The organism is Arthrobacter sp. UYEF20 (assembly GCF_040546335.1).
In the GTDB taxonomy this organism is placed as follows: domain Bacteria; phylum Actinomycetota; class Actinomycetes; order Actinomycetales; family Micrococcaceae; genus Arthrobacter.
On record NZ_JBEPNP010000022.1, the window covers coordinates 1 to 20,825 of the forward strand.

Genomic DNA, 20,825 nt, shown 5'->3' on the forward strand with positions numbered 1-20,825 from the left:
CTGGGCACCCACTTCGAGGGCCGCAACGCGACCCACCAGATGAAGAAGCTCACCCTCGCGGACCTCAAGGCCTTCCGCGACCACCTGCGCATCCCCATCACCGACGAACAGCTCGAAGCCGACCTCTACCGGCCGCCGTACTACCACCCCGGCATGGACTCCCCGGAGATCCAGTACCTGATGGGCCGCCGGAAGGAACTCGGCGGCTTCGTCCCCGAACGCCGCTCCAAGCATTCCGAGATCACCCTCCCGGAGGAGAAGGTCTACGAGGTGGCCAACCGCGGCTCCGGCAAGCAGCAGGCAGCCACCACCATGGCCTTCGTCCGGCTGCTCAAGGACCTGATGCGGGACAAGGAGTTCGGCCAGCGGATCGTGCCGATCATCCCGGACGAGGCCCGCACCTTCGGGATGGACGCGTTCTTCCCGACCGCGAAGATCTACAACCCGAACGGCCAGAACTACCTGTCCGTGGACCGCGAACTCGTCCTGGCCTACAAGGAGTCCATCTCCGGGCAGATCGTGCACGCCGGCATCAACGAGGCCGGTTCCGTGGCGGCCTTCACCGCCGCCGGCACGTCCTACGCCACGCACGGCGAACCGCTGATCCCGATCTACGTCTTCTACTCCATGTTCGGGTTCCAGCGCACCGGGGACTCCTTCTGGGCCGCCGCGGACCAGATGACCCGCGGCTTCATCATCGGCGCCACCGCCGGCCGCACCACGCTGACCGGCGAGGGCCTGCAGCACGCCGACGGCCACTCGCCCATCCTGGCCTCCACCAACCCGGCCGTCGTCTCCTACGACCCCGCGTACGGGTACGAGATCGGCGTCATCATGCGCGACGGCCTGAACCGCATGTACGGCCCCGGCCCCGCCGACGACGACCCGTCCCGGAACCTGATGTACTACCTCACGGTCTACAACGAGCCGATCGTCCAGCCGCCGGCGCCGGCGGAACTCGACACCGAGGGCATCATCAAGGGCATCTACCTGCTGGCACCGGCCAAGATCGACGGCCCGCGCACGCAGATCCTCGCCTCCGGCGTGTCCGTCCCCTGGGCCCTCGAAGCCCAGCGGCTCCTCGCCGAGGACTGGGGCGTCTCCGCGGACGTCTGGTCCGTGACCTCCTGGACCGAACTGCGCCGCGACGCCATGGCCGCCGAGGAAGACGCCTTCCTCAACCCCGGCCAGCCCGCCCGCGTCCCGTTCGTCACCGAACAGCTCGCCGGCGCCACCGGGCCGATCGTGGCAGTCACCGACTACATGAAGGCCGTCCCGGACCAGATCCGCCAGTTCCTCCCGAACGAGTTCGCCTCGCTCGGCGCGGACGGCTTCGGCTTCTCCGACACCCGCGCCGCAGCCCGCCGCTTCTTCAAGAACGATATCCACTCCATCGTGGTCCGCTCCCTGCAGATGCTCGCCCGCCGCAGCGAAGTGGACGCCCAGGCTCCGGCCCAGGCGATCGAGAAGTACAAGCTGCACAACGTGAACGCCGGCACCACCGGCAACGCCGGGGGCGACTCCTAGACAGGCCGCCAGGCCAGGCAACCCGTGTACGACGGCGGTCCCCTCCGGTTGGTGGGGGCCGCCGTCGGGCGTTTAACCCCGTAACCCGGACCGTGATTCAGCACCAGGACACTTGTAGCCTTTGCACAAATGGAGCTTGGGCGGCGGGCACCGTATGCTCGATGCATGGCAGAGCCAATCACCACTCCCGCAAAACGCAAGCCGGCATCGAAGGCGATGACGCCAGAGAAGGCCGAGACCCTCAAGAAGCTGCGGGCGAGCGTGGGCCAGCTGTCCACCACGACGCTTCGCCAGCTGGAGAAGTCCCTGCCGTGGTACAGCCGGCTGAACTCCGACGAGCGCTCCGCCCTCGGCATGGTTGCCCAGAACGGCATCGCGGCGTTCGTTTCCTGGTACGAGCGTCCCAGTTCGCCGTCGTGGATCCTTTCCGATGTCTTTGGCACCGCACCGACCGAGCTGACCCGCTCCATCAGCCTGCAGAAGGCGCTCCAGCTCATCCGGATCGTGGTCGAGGTGGTCGAGGACCAGGTCCCCGTGATCGCCCCGGAAGCAGACCAGTCCGCCCTGCGCGAGGCCGTGCTGCGGTATTCACGCGAGGTCGCGTTCGCCGCCGCCGACGTCTATGCCCGGGCCGCGGAGTCCCGCGGCTCCTGGGACACCCGGCTGGAAGCCCTGATCGTGGACGCCATCCTGCGCGGCGAAAACACCGACGCCCTGCGCTCCCGGATCGCCGCCCTGGGCTGGAAGGCGCAGGAACGCTTCACCGTCATGGTGGGGAATTCACCGTCCGAGCCCAGCGCCAGCTACGTCAGCGAACTCCGCCGAACGGCCGGCCGCTTCGCCGAGGACGCGCTCGTGGGAATCCAGGGCGACCGGCTGATCCTGATTCTCGGCGGGGTTCATGACCAGGCGACGGCCTATCTGAAACTCAGCGAACTCTTCGCCCCGGGCCCCGTGGTCTACGGTGCCGAGGCGGGGTCATTGCTGGAGGCCAGCGGCTCCGCCCAGTCGGCCTTCGCCGGCCTGACCGCCGCCCGCGCCTGGCCCTCCGCCCCGCGCCCGGTGGCGGCCGATGACCTCCTGCCGGAACGGGTGATCTCGGGGGACGATGCCGCCCGGCGGTCCCTCGTCAAGAACATCTACCGCCCCCTGCTGGCGGCCTCCAACGGGCTCGTGGAGACCCTCGGCACCTATCTCGAGCTGGGCCACTCACTCGAAGCCACAGCCCGGGAACTCTTCGTGCACGCCAACACCGTCCGCTACCGGCTCAAGCGGGTCTGCGACGTCACCGGCTGGGATCCGCTCCTGCCGCGGGAGGCCTTCGTGCTGCAGACGGCCCTCGTCGTGGGCCGTCTGTCGGCCCCGCCGAAGCCCGCCACGGAACGCCAGCCGTCCCGCAACAACCCCTGACCAGTTGTAGACTTCCTACAAACTGACCCTGTGAGCTTGGTGCATGAAAACACCGTTGATCACGCAGTAATTTGGAAAGCTGGATAAGTGCTTGCAATCGTCTGCCCTGGACAGGGCTCCCAGACCCCTGGTTTTCTGGCCCCTTGGCTGGAACTGCCACCCGTCGCGGCCCATTTGGCCTCCCTCAGCGAGATAGCAGGTATCGACCTCACCGCCCACGGCACCACCTCTGACGAGGAAACCATCAAGGACACCGCCGTCGCGCAGCCCCTCATCGTTGCCGCCGGGCTGGTCGCCGCCAAGTCCCTGTTCGACGTCGAGCTCGGCACCCTTCCGGTGATCCTCGCCGGCCACTCCGTCGGAGAAATCACGGCATCGGCCCTGACCGGTGTCCTGACCGAAACCGAAGCCATGACGTTTGTCCGCGAGCGCGCCAACGGCATGGCCGCCGCCGCTGCTGCCACCCCCACCGGCATGAGCGCCGTGGTGGGCGGAGACCCCGCCGAGGTCCTGGCCGCCATCGAGGCCTGCGGCGCCACCGCCGCGAACGTCAACGGTGCCGGCCAGATTGTCGCCGCCGGCACCCTGGACCAGCTCAAAGCCCTCGCGGACAATCCACCGGCCAAGGCCCGGGTGATTCCGCTGAAGGTTGCCGGTGCCTTCCACACCTCGCACATGTCCCCGGCCGTCACGGCGCTGCAGGCGCTGCGGCCCACGCTCCACCCGCGGAATCCGCAGGTCCCGCTCCTGTCCAACTACGACGGCGCAGCAGTCACCGACGGCGGCGCCGCCGTCGACAGCCTGATCGCCCAGGTGTCCCGCCCGGTCCGCTGGGACCTCTGCATGGCGACGATGGTCCAGCGCGGCGTGACCGGAGTGATTGAACTGGCCCCGGCCGGAACGCTTGCCGGGCTCGCGAAACGCGGCATGCCCGGCCTGAAGACCGTAACTGTCAAGACCCCGGACGACCTCTCCGCCGCCCTGGCCCTATTCGCAGAACTGGAAGGACAGGCATGAGCGTTCCCGCCCTGAAGCAGTTGCCCCTGCACGAGAACACCCGCATCATGGGGGTCGGCGCCTACCGGCCGAGCGTGATCGTCACCAACGAGGACGTCTGCCAGTGGATCGACTCCTCCGATGAGTGGATCCGCCAGCGCACCGGCATCATCACCCGGCACCGCGCCCCGGCCGATGTCAGCGTGATCGACATGGCCGAAGGCGCCGCCCGCGAGGCGCTGGATAAGGCCGGGATCGCGGCCTCCCAGCTCGGCGCCGTGATCGTCTCCACCGTGACGCATCCCTACGCGACACCTTCCGCCGCCGCAAGCCTCGCCGACCGCCTGGGTGCGACGCCGGCACCGGCCTTCGACATCTCGGCCGCCTGCGCGGGCTACTGCTACGGCATCGCCCAGGGCGACGCCCTGGTCCGCTCCGGCACGGCCGACTACGTCCTCGTGGTCGGCGCGGAAAAGCTTTCCGACGTCATCGACAACACCGAGCGCACCATCTCCTTCCTGCTCGGCGACGGTGCCGGCGCCGTGGTGATCGGCCCCTCGGACACCCCCGGCATCGGCCCGTCGGTGTGGGGCTCGGACGGCAGCAAGTGGGATGCGATCGGCATGACCCACTCGATGCTGGACATCCGCGAACTGGCACTGACCGGCAAGCGAAGCACTGCCCTCAGCGAAGAAAAAGCCGCAGTCACGGACGCCGCGCTGTGGCCGACGCTCCGCCAGGACGGCCAGACGGTGTTCCGCTGGGCAGTCTGGGAGATGGCCAAAGTGGCCGAGCAGGCGCTGGAGGCTGCCGGCATTACGGCCGATGACCTCGCGGCCTTCATCCCGCACCAGGCCAACATGCGGATCATCGATGAAATGGCAAAGAAACTGAAACTTCCCGAGACGGTCACGATCGCCCGGGACATCGCCGAAGCGGGCAACACCTCGGCGGCCTCCATCCCCCTCGCCACCCACCGCCTTCTGCAGGAACACCCTGAGCTGAGCGGCGGGCTTGCCCTGCAGATCGGCTTCGGTGCCGGACTGGTCTTCGGTGCCCAAGTGATCGTGCTTCCGTAGGCGCCCGCGCCCTCCCCTGAACTGAATACGTTCTTCCACAGTACGGATTCCCACACCAAGCCGAATTCTCGGTTTGAATCATTTCCGTCCGAAGCCGCCGGAGCACCGGCGGCGGAGGGCAACTACAAGAAAAGGAGCCATCAATGGCTAGCAACGAAGAGATCCTGGCCGGCCTGGCTGAAATCGTCAACGAAGAGACCGGCCTCGCCACGGAAGCTGTCGAAATGGACAAGTCCTTCACCGAGGACCTGGACATCGATTCCATCTCCATGATGACGATCGTGGTCAACGCCGAAGAGAAGTTCGGCGTGCGCATCCCGGACGAAGAGGTCAAGAACCTCAAGACCGTCGGCGACGCCGTCAGCTTCATCGCCAACGCCCAGGCCTGATCCTGACCGTTTTGGCTCCTGCCGGCAACGGCTGAGATCCGTGGCCGGTCCGGGGCGCTGCAGCAGCACCCCGGACCGGACCACTTTGCCCCTTCCTTATTTAAAGAATCTGCAGCAAAATCTGCACCAGATTTTGCAGCACCAGTTCGCATGACAAGTTCGCATGACCAGTTCGCATGACCGCAGAGTTTTCCCACGCAGGCCCCGGCAGTCCTTTCCAGGATCCGGACCCGGCAGGCGCACCGACAGAGAGTGATCCCATGGCACGCAAAGTAGTCATTACCGGTCTGGGTGCCACCACACCCATTGGCGGCGATGTCCCCACGATGTGGAAGAACGCGCTGAAGGGCGTCTCCGGCGCGCACACGCTCGAGGACGACTGGGTGGCCAAGTACGAGCTGCCCGTGCACTTCGCCGCACGCGCCTCCACCCCCGCGTCAGAGGTCCTGGGCCGGGTCGAAGCCAAGCGGATGGACCCGTCCACGCAGTTCGCCGTGGTCGCCTCCCGCGAGGCCTGGGCCGACTCCGGCATCACGGAAATCGACCACGACCGCCTGGCAGTGGCCTTCGCCACCGGCATCGGCGGCGTCTGGACACTCCTGGACGCCTGGGACACCCTGCGCGAAAAGGGGCCCCGCCGCGTCCTGCCCATGACCGTGCCCATGCTTATGCCCAACGGCCCGGCTGCGGCGGTCAGCCTTGACCTGGGCGCCCGCGCCGGCGCCCACACCCCGGTCTCCGCCTGCGCCTCCGGTACCGAGGCCGTGCACATGGGCCTGGACCTGATCCGCTCCGGCAAGGCCGACGTCGTGGTCTGCGGCGGCGCCGAAGCCGCCATCCACCCGATGCCGATCGCAGCGTTCGCCTCCATGCAGGCACTCTCACGCCGGAACGATGAGCCCGAGCGCGCCTCGCGCCCCTACGACCTCGGCCGCGACGGCTTCGTCATGGGTGAAGGCGCCGGCGCGCTGGTCCTCGAGGCCGAGGAACACGCCCTCGCCCGCGGCGCGCGGATCTACGCCGAGCTCGCAGGCACCTCGGTGACGGCCGACGCCTACCACATCACCGCGCCCGATCCCCAGGGCCTGGGCGCCACCCGCGCGCTCAAGGCTGCCATGTTCGACGGCCGGATCCAGGCCGAAGACGTGGTGCACGTCAACGCGCACGCCACCTCCACGCCGGTGGGCGACAAGCCCGAGTACACGGCCCTCAAGGCCGCCCTGGGCGCCCAGCTCGACAGCGTGGCGGTCTCCGCGACGAAGTCCCAGATGGGCCACCTGCTGGGTGCCTCCGGTGCGGTGGAAGCCGTGCTGACCGTGCTGGCGGTGCACGAACGCAAGGCGCCGGTGACCATCAACCTGGAGAACCAGGATCCGGAGATCCCGCTCGACGTCGTCACTTCCGAGCGCGAGCTGCCCTCCGGCAGCATCGTGGCACTGAGCAACTCCTTCGGCTTCGGCGGCCACAACGCCGTCATCGCGGTGCGGAGCATCTAGCCTCCGGTCCCGTTTCGCCGCCGAGATGACAGTTGGCGGCAATGTTGTTCGTGAACATTGCCGCCAACTGTCATTTGGCGAAGCTGTGGAGTTTGGTACGTTCTTCTGCCCGAGGAGTTCTAGCCGACCTGGTGGAGCCAGCGCACCGGGGCGCCTTCGGCGGCGTGCCGGAAGGGCTCCAGTTCCTCGTCCCAGGCTTCGCCGAGGGCGAGAGAGAGCTCGTGGTAGACCGCAGAGGGATCGCCGGCGCCGGATTCGTAAGCGTAGCGGATGCGGTCCTCGGAGACCATGATGTTGCCGTGCACGTCCGTGACGGCGTGGAAGATGCCGAGCTCGGGGGTGTGCGACCAACGTCCGCCGTCGACGCCCTGGCTGGGCTCCTCCGTGACTTCGTAGCGCAAGTGCGCCCAGCCCCGGAGAGCGGACGCCAATTGAGCCCCCGTGCCCGGATTTCCGGTCCACGACAGCTCGGCCCGGAACATTCCGGGCGCAGCCGGCTGAGCGGTCCACTCAAGGTCGGTCCGCTTGTCCACGACAGATCCTATGGCCCACTCAACGTGGGGGCACAGGGCCGTCGGGGCCGAGTGAACAAACAACACACCGCGGGTCAGTGCAACAGACATTCCATCCTCCATAGCTGTAGGTACGTCTTCCCCAACGACCTCTGCCTGGATGTCTGTCTGTTACGCGGGTCCGTAGTTGTGCGGGTGGTCCTGCCAGACTATTAAGTTACTGCCCGGTTTCTGGGTGGAGCTCGAGGCAAACAGCTTCAAGCAACACTTGAAAGTTGGTGGGCGTGCGTCTTATTCTGCCGTACCCCACCTAATTACGCCAGTGAAATTCGGCGCGTCTTTCCGGGCGCGCCGTGCGGGGTGTCGCAGACCGCCATCCAAGCCGCCGGGGACGACTTTATGACAAGCGCTCAGGCGCGCGGGTGGGCCTGCTGGTAGCTCTTCCGGAGCCGGTCCACGGAGACGTGGGTGTAGATCTGTGTGGTGGCGAGGCTGCTGTGGCCGAGAATTTCCTGCACCGCGCGGAGGTCAGCTCCGCCGTCGAGCAGGTGCGTGGCGGCCGAGTGGCGCAGCGCGTGCGGCCCGGTGGCCGCAGTGTCCCCCAGCGCCCCCAGCAGATCGTGGACCACGCTGCGGACCTGGCGCTGGTCCACCCGTTTGCCGCGGGCACCGAGGAACAGGGCTGGGCCCGAGGCGTCCGCGGCAAGGGCCGGCCGGCCGCGGCGGAGCCAGTCGGCCACGGCGAGTGCCGCCGGGAGCCCGTAGGGCACGGTGCGTTCCTTGTTGCCCTTGCCGAGCACGCGCAGGGTCCGGCGCTCCGGATCGAGGTCATCGACATCCAGGCCGGCGAGCTCACCCACCCGGACGCCCGTGGCATACAGCAGTTCCACCATGGCCCGGTTGCGCAGCGGCATCGGCCCGCCCTCGGCGGCGGCGGATTCGGCCCCTTCCACCAGCCGGAGGACCTGGCCCTGGTGCAGCACGCCGGGCAGGGACTTCTCCCGTTTGGGTGCTCTCAGCCGGAGGGCCGGGTCGGTTCCGATCAGTTCCTCGCGAACCGCCCAGGCGGTGAAGGCCCGGGCGGTGGCGGAGCGGCGGCCCAGGGTGGCGCGGGACATGCCCGCTTCGCTCTGGGCACCGAGCCAGCGCCGCAGGGTGCCGAGCTCCAGCCCGGCAAGGTCTTCCACGCCCTCGGACGCGGCATGGGCGAGCAGGCTGCCGACGTCGGAAAGGTAGGCGCGCACGGTGTGGACGGAGCGTCCCCGCTCCGCCACCAGGTAGCGGCTGAAGCCGTCGGCGGCGGCGGCCAGCGCGGCCGGGATCTGCGGAGTAGACACTCCCCTACTCTCGCAGGATTCGCCCGGCAATCAAGAAGCCCGGCGGCGAGCCGCCGCCGCGGTGCCTGACCGGCCGCCGTTGCAGCCTGCCCGCCGGTCATCGCTCACCCCGCCTTTCCCGAGCGTTTCCAGCCTCCCCGATGGGACTCGGCCAGACCCAGCAGCCCGAGCCGGCCGAGTCCGGCACGGACCGAGTCCACACTCAGGCCGGCCACAGCGGTCAGCTTTTCGACGGAGCTGGTGGTCCGCAGCGGAAGGGCGTCCAGAAGGATGAGGTCCTCCAGGGTCAGGCCGTCCTGGACTTCCACCCTGCCCGTCTTTGTCTCCGGCAGCGATTCCCCGCTTGGGGCGGCGAGCTCCGCGATCTCCCCCGCGTCCGTGACGCAAACCGCGCCACCTTCCCGGAGCAGACGGTGGCAGCCCGCTGAATTGGCGCTGTGCACCGACCCGGGCACGGCCCCAACGGCCCGGCCCAGGGTTTCGGCATGGTGTGCCGTGTTGAGGGCCCCCGATCTCCAGCGGGCTTCGACGACCACCGTGACGGATGCCAGGGCCGCGATGAGCCTGTTCCGCTGGAGAAACCTGTACCGGGTGGGCGCGGACCCGGGCGGAACCTCGGCGAGGACAGCGCCCTGGTTGGCGACCGCCCGCAGCAGCTCCTCATTGCCGGAGGGATAGAACCGGTCCACTCCTCCTGCCATCACGGCGATCGTGGGCATGTTCCCAGCGCCGCCGGCCAGAGCCGCCCGGTGCGCGTGCGCATCGATGCCGTAGGCGCCGCCAGAGATGATCGTGAAGCCCCGCTGCGCCAGCGAGTAGGCGAGATCACCGGTCACGGCGGAGCCGTAGGCGGTGCTGTCACGGGAGCCCACCAGGGCAATGGCTTTGGCGGCGGGAGGCAGCGGCTGCTCGACGCCGCGCCACCAGAGGCAGATCGGCTCCTGCAGGCCGAGATCCGCGAGCTGTCTGGGCCACAGTCCGTCCGACGGGATGATCAGGCGTCCGCCCAGCCGTTGCATCGTGGCCAGGTCCCTTGCGGGCGCCAGATCGGGAACGCGGGGCGCCCAGCGCTTCCGGGCCGCTGCCAGCCCTGACCAGCCGCCACCGGAGCTGTTGTCTTCCAGCACCCGGGACATTTCCTGTTCCAGCTCCGGGCCTGCCGCGAGCTCGCCGGTAGCGATTCGCAATGCGTCCTCCGCCCCGGCGACGTGCACGAGCGCCAGGCCTGCGGCGTCCTGGGGCTCGAACAGGCGGGACAACGCCGCCCGGGCCGTCATTTCGTTCGTCATCATGGTGTCCTTTTCGCAGGCTCATCGATCGTTCGCCCGGCGCTGGCTGCGGTCCGGGTGGGGTGTGTGCGGCGCTGCGCCGACCCTTAGGCGGCAGCGGACGCCTGCCGAAGACTGAGGGCTTGGCCGATGTCCTCGGCGCCGGGAGTGTCCCGCGCGGCCAGGTCGGCCAGCGTCCAGGCCAGACGCAGCACGCGGTCGTAGCCGCGGGCCGTAAGCACGCCACGCTCCAGGGCGAGATCCAGGATCCGCGTGGTGGGTGGCCCCAGCCGCAGGGCACCCCTGAGGAGCCGTCCGGGGACCTGTGCGTTGGTCTCGAATCCGAACGGCATCAGCCTCTCCGACTGGCGGTTCCTTGCTGTCCGGACCCGTTCGGCGATGGTGGCGGTGTCCTCCTCAGAACCCGTCTGACCGAAATCGGCCAATGAAACCCGCTCGACTTCAAGCTGGATGTCTACCCGGTCCAGCAGCGGACCGGACAGACGGGAAAGATAGCGCCGCCGCATGGTGGGGGTGCAGGTGCAGTCAACCCCCTTTCCTGACGCCTTGCCGCACGGACACGGGTTGGCGGCGAGGACCAGCTGGAACCTGGCAGGATAAGACGCCGTGCCTGCCGAACGATGGATCACCAGCTCCCCGCTCTCCAGCGGCTGCCGGAGTGCGTCCAGCACCCGGCGTTCGTATTCGGGTGCCTCGTCCAGGAAGAGCACGCCGCGGTGTGCCCGGGAGGCGGCGCCCGGACGGGGCAGCCCTGACCCGCCGCCGATGATGGCGGCCGAGGTGGCGGTGTGGTGTGGATTCTCATAGGGCGGCCGGCGCAGGAGCTGCACGGACGCGGAGGTGAGGGCGCAGAGGGAGTGGATGGCGGTAACTTCCATCGCCTCCGTGTCCCCCAGGTCCGGCAGGAGACCCGGGAGCCGCTCGGCCAGCATCGTTTTCCCCGCTCCGGGCGGTCCCGTCAGCAGGAGATGATGGGCGCCGGCCGCGGCGACCTCCAGTGCCCGGCGGGCCTCGGACTGCCCCGACACGTCACGCATGTCGGGCGGGATGGCTGAACCTGCCTCCGGTCCGGTGCCCCGGTCACCGTCCTCAGGCCCGGGTTCAAAGCCCAGGGCCAGATCCTGTGGATCGGCGCCGAAGTCGAACGCCAGCCGGGCCAGCGTCGAGTAGCCCTGCACCCGCGCGCCGGGGACCAGCTCGGCTTCCGCGGCGTTGGAGTTGGCCACCACGACATCCGGGTATCCGGCCCGCACGGCGGCCATGACCGCGGGCAGGACGCCGCGGACCGGCCGCAGCCTGCCGTCGAGGCCCAGTTCGGCGATGAACACGGTACGGCCCGTGGAGCGGACATCGTTGGAGGCCAACAGCGCGGCCATCGCGATGGCCAGGTCGAAACCGGAACCGCGCTTCGGCAGCGAAGCCGGGATCAGGTTGGCCGTGATCTTCCGGCGGCTCAGCGGAATCCCGGAATTCTGGGCAGCAGAGCGGATCCGTTCCTTGGCCTCATTGAGCGAGGCGTCGGGCAGGCCCAAAATGATGAACGCCGGCAGGGTCTGGCCGATGTCAGCCTCGACTTCGACGATATAGCCGTTGAGTCCGACCAGGGCCACGGAGTACGTCCGGCCCAGCGCCACCTACCCCACCCCCTTGAGGTGTTCCACTGCCGGGTTGCCGATGCCGTCGTCGAGCACGGCAACCACATCGACGCGGCGCAACGGCATTCTTAGCTCATGGTCGCGGCACCAGGCGGACGCCAGACGGTGCAGCCGGGCCAGCTTGACCACGCCGACAGCCTCGAAGGGGTGCCCGTAGTCAAGGGATTTCCTGGTCTTCACTTCCGCAATGACCAGCGCGTCGCCGTCGAGCGCGACGATGTCTATTTCGCCTTCCGGGCACCGCCAGTTGCGGTCCACGATCCGCATGCCTTGGGCTTCAAGGTATTCGGCGGCGAGTTCCTCCCCGCGCCGGCCCAGCACATCTTTTGCTCTCATGGAACCAGCGTGCAGCGGCATCCGGAGCCGTAACAGGGCTCCCGGGTGCTATGTGGGAAACTCCAGCTCGGTGGCCGGCGCATGGGGAAGAAGGCGTCAGCTGATTTGTCGTAGCCAGCTTCTAGACTTCCCGTGACAGCCACCCACGGCTGCCGATTCTGACGGCTGGTTTCTAAGCACCACAGACAGCGCAGGGCCTCATCGGGCTATATGGAAACAGGGGGCTGCCCGCCAAGCACAACAAAGCGCAATCGAGGCGAGGGACAACCCATCGTTTAATCAGGGACCAACCCTCCACCGCCACGCGTCAAGACTCCACCGGCAGGCTAGTGGCCGAACTCGTCCGCGTCGAGCCCTACCGGCGCCCCGGAATCCAGCGCACTGATCTGCTTGATTTCGTCCGGAGTCAGGTGAAAGTCGAAGATGTTGATGTTCTCTTTTTGCCGCCCGACGTCGGCTGACTTGGGGATCGCAACGATGCCCTGCTGGGTGTGCCAGCGGAGGACGATCTGGCTGGGCGTCCGTTGGTAGGCCGCGGCCAGGTCCACGATAAGCCGGTTGTCCAGGACCGGGCCGCCCCTGCCCAGCGGGCTCCAGGCCTCGGTGACAATCCCGTATTCCGCATGGACCTGGCGGATATCTGCCCGTGTGCGCTCCGGATCCAGCTGGATCTGGTTGACATGGGGTGTCAGCCCTTCGTCAAAGAGCCGCTTCAAATGTGCCGGTTTGAAATTGGATGTTCCGATCGCCCGGACGTTTCCGGCGTCGAGCAGGGCCCTGAGGCCCTGGAACGCTTCCACGTAGCGATCCTGACCTGGATTGGGCCAGTGTATGAGGAGCAGGTCGATGTACTGGACGCCAAGCCTGGCCGCGCTTGCGTCGAAGGCGCGGTGCGCGCCGTCGTAGCTGTGCCATTCCTTATTGAACTTGGTGGTGATAAAGACCTCTGCGCGCGCTACCCCGCTGCGCCTTATGCCTTCCCCCACCCCGGTCTCGTTGCCGTAGTTCTCGGCGGTGTCAAAGAGCCTGTATCCGGCTTCGACGGCGGCAGCAACGGCGTCGGCTGTTTCTTCATCCTGCATGGGCCAGGTGCCAAGACCGATCAGGGGAATGCGCGGGCCATGCGCCATTGGAACGGTGGGGGCGAGAGCGTATGCCATGGGCACAGCCTAGTTCCTTGCATACCGGGAATGTCCAGCCGTGACAGCCGATTGCGTCGGAGGCGTTCTTCTGACGCCCGCTTCAGGAGCTCGAGCGGCCGGCCTGAGGCAGCGGGATCAGTTCCCCAGGTCTTCGACCTTCGGCAGGGCCAGCTCCTCGCTGCGAGGGAGTTCCTCGACGTTGACGTCCTTGAAGGTGATGACGCGGACGCTTTTGACGAAGCGGGCAGAGCGGTAGACGTCCCACACCCAGGCGTCCTGCAGCGTCAGGTCGAAGTAGACCTCGCCGTCGGCGCTGCGGGCCTGCAGGTCCACGTGGTTGGCCAGATAGAAACGCCGCTCGGTCTCGACCACATAGCTGAACAGCCCGACGACGTCACGGTATTCGCGGTAGAGCTGGAGCTCCATGTCGGTCTCATAGTTTTCAAGGTCCTCGGCACTCATGGTTCCATCTTGCACCATCCGGCGCCGGGCGCGCGCCACGAGGTGCGCCACAACGGTCCGCTGCCGGGCCCGGACCGTCGGGGCAGGCAGCAGGCAGGCAGGCAGGCAGCAGGCTAGAGCAGCTGCCAGCTGACCCGGTGGTACGGCGTGGGCCCGGCGGCGCGGAGTGCGTCCTTGTGCGCGGCGGTCCCGTAGCCCTTGTTCTCGTCCCAGCCGAAGGCCGGGTACTCCGTGTGCAGCCCGCGCATCAGCCCGTCGCGTTCCACCTTGGCCAGGATGCTGGCCGCGGCGACGCTCAGGCACTGCATGTCCGCTTTGACGAGGGTGTGCACCGGCGCGTCGCAGCCGGGCTCCGCCGGGCCGTCGTCAAACAGCGAGGGCTGGGCCTCCGGAGACAGCCAGTTGTGGCTGCCGTCCAGCAGCACCACGTCCGGGATCACGCCGCCGGCCAGGACCGAGTGCCAGGCCCGCGTTCCGGCGAGCCGGAGCGCCCCCACGATGCCGAGGGTGTCGATTTCGTTGGCCGAGGCATGTCCGACGGCCGAGGCAACGCTCCAGCTCCGGACGAGTGGCACCAGGCGTTCCCGGTCTGCCACCTTGAGCAGCTTGCTGTCCCGCACATCCGCCAGAAGCTGCTGCTGTTCGAGGTCGATGACGGCGATCCCCACGCTGACCGGCCCGGCCAGGGCGCCGCGGCCCACCTCGTCGATACCGGCGAGGAGCCGGGCGGAGCTGCGGAAGCGGCGTTCGTAGTCAAGAGTGGGCGCGTCAGACATCGCTGCAGCCGTTACTTTCCGGCCGGGGCGGGAACGCCGCGGAAGACGTCCGGGTAGTTGTCCAGGGACGTGATCCGGTTCAGCGGCCAGGCGATGACGGCAGCCTTTCCCTCGATATCGGCCACGTCCACGAAGCCGCCGTTGCTGTCCAGATGGGCGCGGGAGTCGGCGGAATGGTTCCGGTTGTCTCCCATGACCCAGACCTTGCCCTCGGGGACCACAACGTCGAAGTCCCGCACCTGCGGCACTTCCGCGGCGTTGATGTACGTCTCGGCCAAGGGCGCACCGTTGACGGTGAGCTGGCCGCCGGCGTCGCAACAGGCGACATGGTCGCCGGGCAGCCCGATGACCCGCTTGACGAGGTGCTGTTCGGAGTTGTCCGGCAGCAGGCCGACAAAGGTCAGCCCGTCCTGCACCCAGGTGAAGGGGCCATCCACCTTCGCCGCCGCAGGGACCAGCCAGCCCTGGGTGTCCTTAAACACCACGACGTCGCCGCGCTGAAGCGCGAACGGTTCGGGGACAAGGAGGTTCACGAAGATGCGGTCGTTCACGTCCAGGGTGTTGACCATGGACTCGGACGGGATGTAAAACGCGCGGAACAGGAATGTCTTGATCAGGAAGGACAGCACGATGGCGACCACCACCACGGTGGCCACTTCCTTCACCCAGAGGACGAACGGGTTGCGTCCTTCTTTCGCCTTGGCCCGCCTGGCCCGCTTCGACGTGGATACGGCGTGAGAGGGACCGGTGTGGCCGGGACCGGCGTGCGCAGGCCCCGCAGCAGCGGGCGGACGGGCCGCCGGAGCGTCCGACGTCGAACCGGCAGCAGCCGCCGTCTGGTCCTGCACCTGCGGGAGCGCCGCGGTCGGGTCCTGAGGTGCCACCGCGGGCTCCGGGTCAGCCTGGAAATCAGGGCTCACCGGCTGAACGGAGGTGGGGATCGCTGAGGAGGTAACCCGGGGCTGGTCCTGCCCCCGCGGATCAGGAGTCCGGGGTCCGGTCTCGGGCATCTACTGTCCGTTCGTTGTCGTGTTGGCGGCCGCAGTGGGCCGTGTTACTGCTGTAAATCTATCAAGGGGCCAGATGATCTGTACCGGCCGGCCGACCACGCGGTCCAGCGGCACCATTCCCCCGCCGGGGGCGCCAAGCAGGCTCCGGGAATCGGCCGACATGGAGCGGTGGTCGCCCATCAGCCACAGCCGTCCGGCGGGCACGGTCACACTGAACGTCTGCTCGCTGGGGGCATCGCCGGCATTTAGATATGGTTCCGCAACTTGCTGGCCATTGACTGTGAGCCGTCCGGGCGCGTCGCAACACACCACGTGGTCACCCGGAAGCCCGATGACGCGTTTGACGTAGGTGTTTTCACTGCCGGCCAGCCCAAGCCAGTGCCCGGCGGCGGCGAGGAAATCGGGCACCGGGCCGTTGCCGCTGTTCAGCGGGGCGAAGGATCCACGGCCGTCGAAGACGACGACGTCGCCGCGCCGCACCGGGCCGGCCTGGAAGTCCGTCCGGGACACCACGATCCTGTCGCCCTCGCGGAACAGCGGCTCCATCGAGGCGGAGGGGATGAAGTAGACGTCGAGCCAGACCGAACGGACCACACCGCTGATGACGAAGGCGAGAGCCAGCGCCAGCAACGCAAAACGCCAGCCGAGTTTCCCGGGCTGGCGTTTTGTCTGTTCCATGGTCCGTATCCTCTAACGCTTTTCTGAATTGAACGGCGCTGTTGCGGATGCTCCGGCGCCGCGCTAGCTGACGCATCGGATACGGTCCGTGGACCGCGGTGAAGTCCGGAAGGGACTTACTTTTTGGTCTGGAAGTCGCGCTTTTCCTTGATCTTCGCGGCCTTGCCGCGCAGATCACGCATGTAGTAAAGCTTGGCGCGGCGCACGTCACCCTTGGAGACAACCTCGATCTTGTCGATGATCGGGGAGTGCACCGGGAAGGTACGCTCCACGCCGACGCCGAAGGAGACCTTGCGGATGGTGAAGGTTTCGCGGAGACCGTCGCCATGGCGGCCCAGCACGAAGCCCTGGAAGACCTGGACACGGGAGTTCTTGCCTTCGATGATGTTCACGTGAACCTTGAGGGTGTCACCCGCGCGGAAGACGGGAACATCGGTGCGCAGCGAGGCTGCATCTACGGAATCGAGGATATGCATTGATCCACTCCTGGTGAACGCCACAGGTCACTCACGTTGGGTCACGGCGGCCAAGCCCGGCGCAAAAGCGGCCCGGGAATTCCCGCCGAAAGTTTTCTGTTCCGGCTCCGTCAGGAATTGACGGGGCCGGGGTGCCGGGCTGTTGGTGACGCTCCCCCTGTGGCAGGTTCGCAACCCAGCAGGCACAAGGACTAATTTTGCCACATCCGGGGCCTTCCGGCCAATCCCGCGCGACGCGGACTCTAGGACTGCTCCGCACCGGCGTCGGGGCGGCGCCTGAGGTGCCCGTCGACGACGTCGTACCCGAGGTCCGAGAAGGCCGTACGGTCCGCGCGCGGCAGCTTGGCGGCGTCGAACTCCGTGAGCAGGTCGGGGCGGCGTTCGGCAGTGCGCCGGTACTGCTCGTGCCGGCGCCATTGGGCGATTTTGCCGTGGTTGCCGCTCAGCAGCACCGCCGGCACATCCCGGTCCCGCCAGCTGGAGGGCTTGGTGTAGACGGGGTATTCCAGCAGCCCGTCCGAGTGGGATTCCTCGACGAGGGACTCGGGGTTGCCGACGACGCCGGGCAGCAGCCGCCCGATGGCCTCCACCATGGCCAGCACGGCCACCTCGCCGCCGTTGAGCACATAGTCCCCCAGGCTCACGGGCCGCACGGTGAAGTGGCCGGCGGCCCATTCCATCACGCGCTCGTCGATGCCTTCGTAGCGTCCGCAGGCGAACACCAGCCGGTCCTCCTCGGCGAGTTCGTGGGCCGTGGCCTGGGTGAACCGCTCCCCCGCCGGCGACGGCACAATCAGGACCGGCCGGGCCGCTGTTCCCGGATTGTCAGGGCCGTCCGGACTGGAGTCTGCGGGTCCGACGGCGGCCACGGCGGCCAGCGCCTGCGCCCACGGCTCCGGCTTCATGACCATGCCGGCACCGCCGCCGTACGGGGTGTCATCCACCGTCCGGTGCCGGTCCGTGGTGAAGTCCCGGAGGTCGTAGACGTTCAGCTCCAGCAGCCCGTCCTGGCGCGCCTTACCGATCAGCGAGAGTTCCAGGGGCGCCAGGTACTCGGGAAAGATGCTGACGACGTCGATCCTCATTTAGGCGGTTTCTCCAGCGTCCTCGGACTTGGAAGCGTCCCCGGGCCCGGCGTCGTCGTCGGACTCGGCGCCCTCTTCGGCATTGACCTCGAAGAGTCCCGGCGGCGGGGTCACGAGGACAAAGCCTTCGCCGACGTTGACCTCGGGGACAATCTGCTCCACGAAGGGGATCAGGATTTCCCTGCCGTCCTGCGACGTGACCACGAGCAGGTCCTGGACCGGGAGGGTGTTCAACCCGGAGACCTTGCCGACCACCTTGTCGCCGACGCGGACGTCCAGGCCGACGAGCTCGTGTTCGTACCAGCCCTCGTCGTCGTCATCGTCGTCGAGTTCCTCGGTTTCGATGAACAGCTTGGCGCCGCGGACGGTCTCCGCTTCGTTGCGGGTCTCGATCTCCTCGAACGCGAGCAGCAGGATGTCCTTGTTCCAGCGGGCGCTGAGGATGGTCAGCGGGCCGGCCGAGGCGGGCTCCACCACGAACTGGGTGCCCGGAACGAAGCGGTCCCCGGGCGCGTCGGTGAGCACCTGGACGGTCACTTCGCCGCGGATGCCGTGGGGCTTGCCGATTCGTGCCACCTGAAGCTGCATCTGTTCCTCTGTTCGGGGTTGGTTGTTCGGTTGGCGATTCTGTGGATCAAGGGAAAACAGTCCGGCCCCTCCACCATTATCTGGTGAAGGGGCCGGACTCAAGACAAGTAGTGCTGAAAGCGTTACCGGCGGCGGTCGGTGTCGACGACGTCGACCCTGACCGGCTCGCCATCCGCCAGCGCTGCAACCACTGTGCGCAATGCGCGTGCGGTGCGGCCCTGCCGGCCGATCACCCGTCCGAGGTCGTCCTGGTGAACGCGCACTTCGAGGGTGTCCCCGCGGCGGTTGTTCTTCGCACTGACCTTGACATCCTCAGGGCTGTCAACGATCCCGCGGACGAGGTGTTCGAGCGCTTCTGCCAGCAATGTACTAAGCCTCGGTGGTCTCTGCTGCGGCGTCGGCGGGGGCCTCGGCTGCGTCGTCCTTCTTGGCCTTCTTGGTGATGGCCTCCGGGATGATCACGGAACCCTTTTCCGGGGTAACGAAGGCAGCCTTGGGAGCCTTGGTCTTCAAGGTGCCCTCCTGGCCCGGGAGGCCCTTGAACTTCTGCCAGTCACCGGTGATCTTGAGGATCGCGGCAACCTGCTCGGACGGCTGTGCGCCGACGCCGAGCCAGTACTGGGCACGGTCCGCGTCCACCTCGATGTACGAGGGCTCTTCGGTGGGGTGGTACTTGCCGATCTCTTCGATGGCACGGCCATCACGCTTGGAGCGTGCGTCCATGACGACGATGCGGTAGTACGGTGCGCGCATCTTACCGAAGCGCTTAAGGCGAATCTTTACGGCCACTTTTGTGGTCACTCCTGTTTCTGAAACGGGGTCGAGCCCGGCGTTCTGCACCCGTGGGGCGGGCCGTACTAGGGGGTTCTAAAAGGACAAGATCCGGACGCGGAGAGAGGGGCCACGCAGATCGAGTACCTGTTCATTGTGCCAGATCAACGCGCGGATTTCGACTTGACGCCCGCACCCGTGCAGATCAGAGGGCAAATCAGGGGGCAAATCTGCAGACAAATAGCGGGGCCAAGCGGTTCCGGACTGCGGCGTCAGCGGGTCCAGACGTAGAGCCCGGACCGGGCGGCGGGATCGACGCCGGCAGCCAGTTCCGCCAGCTGGCGGACATAACGGGCTGCCTGGTCCGCACCGAAGGGCATGTCCTCCTCGGCGGCCCAGCTGAGGGCCACCTCCGCCAGGACGTCGCCCTCCCCCTCGGTCTCATAGCTGAGCAGGTCCGCGAGCGCCCTGACCATGGCCGGCGGGACGCCAAGCAGGGAGTCGCTGGCCACGTCCACCATGGCGAGCTCGTAGTCGGCGCCGGCGGAGTGCACGGCCGTCCCGGCCAGATCGCCGAGTCGTTCGACTTCGAAGTCGCTGATGTCCGGGATCCGGAGGGCCCCGGCGGCCGCGGCTCCGCCGCCCTCGAGCGCAGCCGCGCGCTTGAGGGCTTCATCGTGGGTGGAGACAAAGATTTCGGTGAATCCCATGGGTGATCCTTAGTGGCTCGGCGCTGATCGCGCGGCGGAAATTCCGGCTCCAGCCTAGCCCAGCCGCCCGGTCCGGACGGCGTGCCGGCCAGCGCCGCCGGCCAGCACGCCCAGCCGGCGCCCAGCCAGCGTGCCGGCCGGCGCCGCAGCCAGCGCACCGGCCCGCGCCGCAGCCAGGGTGCCGTCAGCGCACGGCGACGCGGATGCGGTTCCGCCACGGGTCTTCGAAGCGCAGTTCGGCTCCCGTGTGGTGCGAGGGGACGCCGGCGGTCTTGAGGCGGCCGGCGAGGGCTCCGACGTCGTCGCCTGACGGTACTTCAATCAGCACCTCGCCCAGGCCGAGGGTGTCCCGGCGGGGGCCGGCGCCGCGGCTGTTCCAGACGTTCATCGCCATGTGGTGGTGGTAGCCTCCCGCGGACACGAACAGCGCCTGGCCGTGCCAGCCTGCGGTCTTCTCGAAGCCGAGGGTCCCGACGTAGAAGTCCTGCGCAGAATGGACGTCACCCACCTGCAGATGGACATGCCCGATGCCGGCCTCCGCCTCACGCTGTCCGCTGACGGATTCCTCGGTGAGGAACTGTTCGAGGTAGCGCTGCGGCGGCAGGGCCAGGCTGTCCATCACAACGTTGTTACCCTCCCAGGACCACGCCTCGCGCGGACGGTCCCAGTACAGCTCGATGCCGTTGCCCTCGGGATCGTTGAAGTAGAAGGCCTCGCTCACGAGGTGGTCTGCGCTGCCGGTGAAGGACTGCGGCTCGAACTGGGCGGCGCTGGCCACCGTGGCGGCGAGGGACGGCTGGTCGTCGAACAGCAGCGCGGTGTGGAAGAGGCCGGCCTCGCCGCGCGAGGGGAGGCTGAGTCCGGGCGCCGGGGCGAGGTGGACCAGCGGCTTCTGCCGGCGTCCCAGGTAGAGCCCGCCGTCCTGCTCGGCCACGATGTCGAGGCCGAGGGCGCGCTGGTAGTAGTCCGTCATGAGCTTCATATCGCCGACCTTGAGCATCACGGTGCCCATGGTGAGTGCGGCGGGAAGAAGATCCTGGGTGCTGGCTTCTGCAGTCATTTGATCGCTCCGGTGCTTCAGCGGCCACCGACCTTCGATGA

At 67.7% G+C, this 20,825-nt stretch carries 23 protein-coding genes; 6 read left to right on the plus strand and 17 right to left on the minus strand.

The window, feature by feature from the left end:
• From ABIB26_RS19450 to ABIB26_RS19475, 6 genes are all read left to right on the plus strand, one after another.
• On the plus strand, positions 1 to 1,527 hold a 1,527-nt coding region (locus tag ABIB26_RS19450; RefSeq protein WP_502913715.1), incomplete at its 5' end, for a transketolase-like TK C-terminal-containing protein.
• Between the two features lie 165 nt (positions 1,528 to 1,692).
• The gene (locus tag ABIB26_RS19455) at positions 1,693 to 2,937 is read left to right on the plus strand and encodes a PucR family transcriptional regulator (protein ID WP_354246926.1); all 1,245 of its coding nucleotides are present in this window, start codon (positions 1,693 to 1,695) and stop codon (positions 2,935 to 2,937) included.
• A gap of 87 nt (positions 2,938 to 3,024) precedes the next feature.
• A complete protein-coding gene (locus tag ABIB26_RS19460) occupies positions 3,025 to 3,954 on the plus strand; it encodes an ACP S-malonyltransferase (RefSeq protein ID WP_354246929.1) in 930 nt (309 codons plus the stop codon).
• Positions 3,951 to 5,012 carry a beta-ketoacyl-ACP synthase III gene (locus ABIB26_RS19465; RefSeq protein WP_354246932.1) on the plus strand — a complete coding sequence of 354 codons (1,062 nt, stop codon included), beginning with the start codon at positions 3,951 to 3,953 and terminating at the stop codon, positions 5,010 to 5,012. Before ABIB26_RS19460 ends, ABIB26_RS19465 begins: the two co-directional genes overlap by 4 nt.
• Positions 5,013 to 5,155: 143 nt before the next feature.
• Positions 5,156 to 5,401 (plus strand): acyl carrier protein, encoded by a 246-nt coding sequence (locus ABIB26_RS19470; protein ID WP_018773434.1) that lies wholly within the window; start codon positions 5,156 to 5,158, stop codon positions 5,399 to 5,401.
• Between the two features lie 260 nt (positions 5,402 to 5,661).
• Complete coding sequence (locus tag ABIB26_RS19475; protein ID WP_354246935.1) at positions 5,662 to 6,897, plus strand: beta-ketoacyl-[acyl-carrier-protein] synthase family protein; 1,236 nt, start codon at positions 5,662 to 5,664, stop codon at positions 6,895 to 6,897.
• A gap of 119 nt (positions 6,898 to 7,016) precedes the next feature.
• On the opposite strand, the gene ABIB26_RS19480 is transcribed toward ABIB26_RS19475, so the two are convergent.
• From ABIB26_RS19480 to ABIB26_RS19560, 17 genes are all read right to left on the minus strand, one after another.
• Positions 7,017 to 7,520: a DUF3145 domain-containing protein gene (locus tag ABIB26_RS19480; RefSeq protein WP_056426723.1), complete on the minus strand. Its 504-nt coding sequence runs from the start codon at positions 7,518 to 7,520 to the stop codon at positions 7,017 to 7,019.
• Positions 7,521 to 7,819: 299 nt separating this feature from the next.
• Positions 7,820 to 8,746, minus strand: a complete 927-nt coding sequence (locus ABIB26_RS19485; RefSeq protein WP_354246938.1) for a tyrosine recombinase XerC — start codon at positions 8,744 to 8,746, stop codon at positions 7,820 to 7,822.
• Positions 8,747 to 8,850: 104 nt separating this feature from the next.
• Positions 8,851 to 10,038, minus strand: a complete 1,188-nt coding sequence (dprA, locus tag ABIB26_RS19490; protein ID WP_354246941.1) for a DNA-processing protein DprA — start codon at positions 10,036 to 10,038, stop codon at positions 8,851 to 8,853.
• Between the two features lie 83 nt (positions 10,039 to 10,121).
• Complete coding sequence (locus tag ABIB26_RS19495; RefSeq protein WP_354246943.1) at positions 10,122 to 11,669, minus strand: YifB family Mg chelatase-like AAA ATPase; 1,548 nt, start codon at positions 11,667 to 11,669, stop codon at positions 10,122 to 10,124.
• Positions 11,670 to 12,026 (minus strand): YraN family protein, encoded by a 357-nt coding sequence (locus tag ABIB26_RS19500; protein WP_354246946.1) that lies wholly within the window; start codon positions 12,024 to 12,026, stop codon positions 11,670 to 11,672.
• Between the two features lie 326 nt (positions 12,027 to 12,352).
• Positions 12,353 to 13,186: an aldo/keto reductase gene (locus tag ABIB26_RS19505; RefSeq protein ID WP_354246949.1), complete on the minus strand. Its 834-nt coding sequence runs from the start codon at positions 13,184 to 13,186 to the stop codon at positions 12,353 to 12,355.
• A gap of 117 nt (positions 13,187 to 13,303) precedes the next feature.
• Positions 13,304 to 13,630: a DUF2469 domain-containing protein gene (locus ABIB26_RS19510; RefSeq protein ID WP_018773443.1), complete on the minus strand. Its 327-nt coding sequence runs from the start codon at positions 13,628 to 13,630 to the stop codon at positions 13,304 to 13,306.
• A gap of 113 nt (positions 13,631 to 13,743) precedes the next feature.
• Positions 13,744 to 14,406, minus strand: coding sequence for a ribonuclease HII (rnhB, locus tag ABIB26_RS19515; protein ID WP_354246951.1), 663 nt, complete (start codon positions 14,404 to 14,406; stop codon positions 13,744 to 13,746).
• 11 nt (positions 14,407 to 14,417) lie between these two features.
• The gene (gene lepB, locus ABIB26_RS19520) at positions 14,418 to 15,416 is read right to left on the minus strand and encodes a signal peptidase I (RefSeq protein WP_502913716.1); all 999 of its coding nucleotides are present in this window, start codon (positions 15,414 to 15,416) and stop codon (positions 14,418 to 14,420) included.
• Positions 15,417 to 16,094, minus strand: coding sequence for a signal peptidase I (gene lepB, locus ABIB26_RS19525; protein ID WP_354246955.1), 678 nt, complete (start codon positions 16,092 to 16,094; stop codon positions 15,417 to 15,419).
• Positions 16,095 to 16,210: 116 nt separating this feature from the next.
• On the minus strand, positions 16,211 to 16,570 hold the full coding sequence (gene rplS, locus ABIB26_RS19530; RefSeq protein WP_354246957.1) for a 50S ribosomal protein L19: 360 nt from the start codon (positions 16,568 to 16,570) through the stop codon (positions 16,211 to 16,213).
• Between the two features lie 242 nt (positions 16,571 to 16,812).
• Positions 16,813 to 17,655 carry a tRNA (guanosine(37)-N1)-methyltransferase TrmD gene (gene trmD, locus ABIB26_RS19535; protein WP_354246960.1) on the minus strand — a complete coding sequence of 281 codons (843 nt, stop codon included), beginning with the start codon at positions 17,653 to 17,655 and terminating at the stop codon, positions 16,813 to 16,815.
• On the minus strand, positions 17,656 to 18,243 hold the full coding sequence (gene rimM / locus ABIB26_RS19540; protein ID WP_354246963.1) for a ribosome maturation factor RimM: 588 nt from the start codon (positions 18,241 to 18,243) through the stop codon (positions 17,656 to 17,658).
• A gap of 122 nt (positions 18,244 to 18,365) precedes the next feature.
• Positions 18,366 to 18,608, minus strand: a complete 243-nt coding sequence (locus ABIB26_RS19545) for an RNA-binding protein (RefSeq protein WP_056426755.1) — start codon at positions 18,606 to 18,608, stop codon at positions 18,366 to 18,368.
• Between the two features lie 4 nt (positions 18,609 to 18,612).
• Positions 18,613 to 19,032 carry a 30S ribosomal protein S16 gene (rpsP, locus tag ABIB26_RS19550; protein ID WP_354246966.1) on the minus strand — a complete coding sequence of 140 codons (420 nt, stop codon included), beginning with the start codon at positions 19,030 to 19,032 and terminating at the stop codon, positions 18,613 to 18,615.
• Positions 19,033 to 19,286: 254 nt separating this feature from the next.
• Positions 19,287 to 19,724 carry a hypothetical protein gene (locus ABIB26_RS19555; RefSeq protein WP_354246969.1) on the minus strand — a complete coding sequence of 146 codons (438 nt, stop codon included), beginning with the start codon at positions 19,722 to 19,724 and terminating at the stop codon, positions 19,287 to 19,289.
• A 184-nt stretch (positions 19,725 to 19,908) separates the two neighbouring features.
• Positions 19,909 to 20,784 (minus strand): VOC family protein, encoded by an 876-nt coding sequence (locus ABIB26_RS19560; RefSeq protein WP_354246971.1) that lies wholly within the window; start codon positions 20,782 to 20,784, stop codon positions 19,909 to 19,911.
• Positions 20,785 to 20,825: the final 41 nt, after the last annotated feature.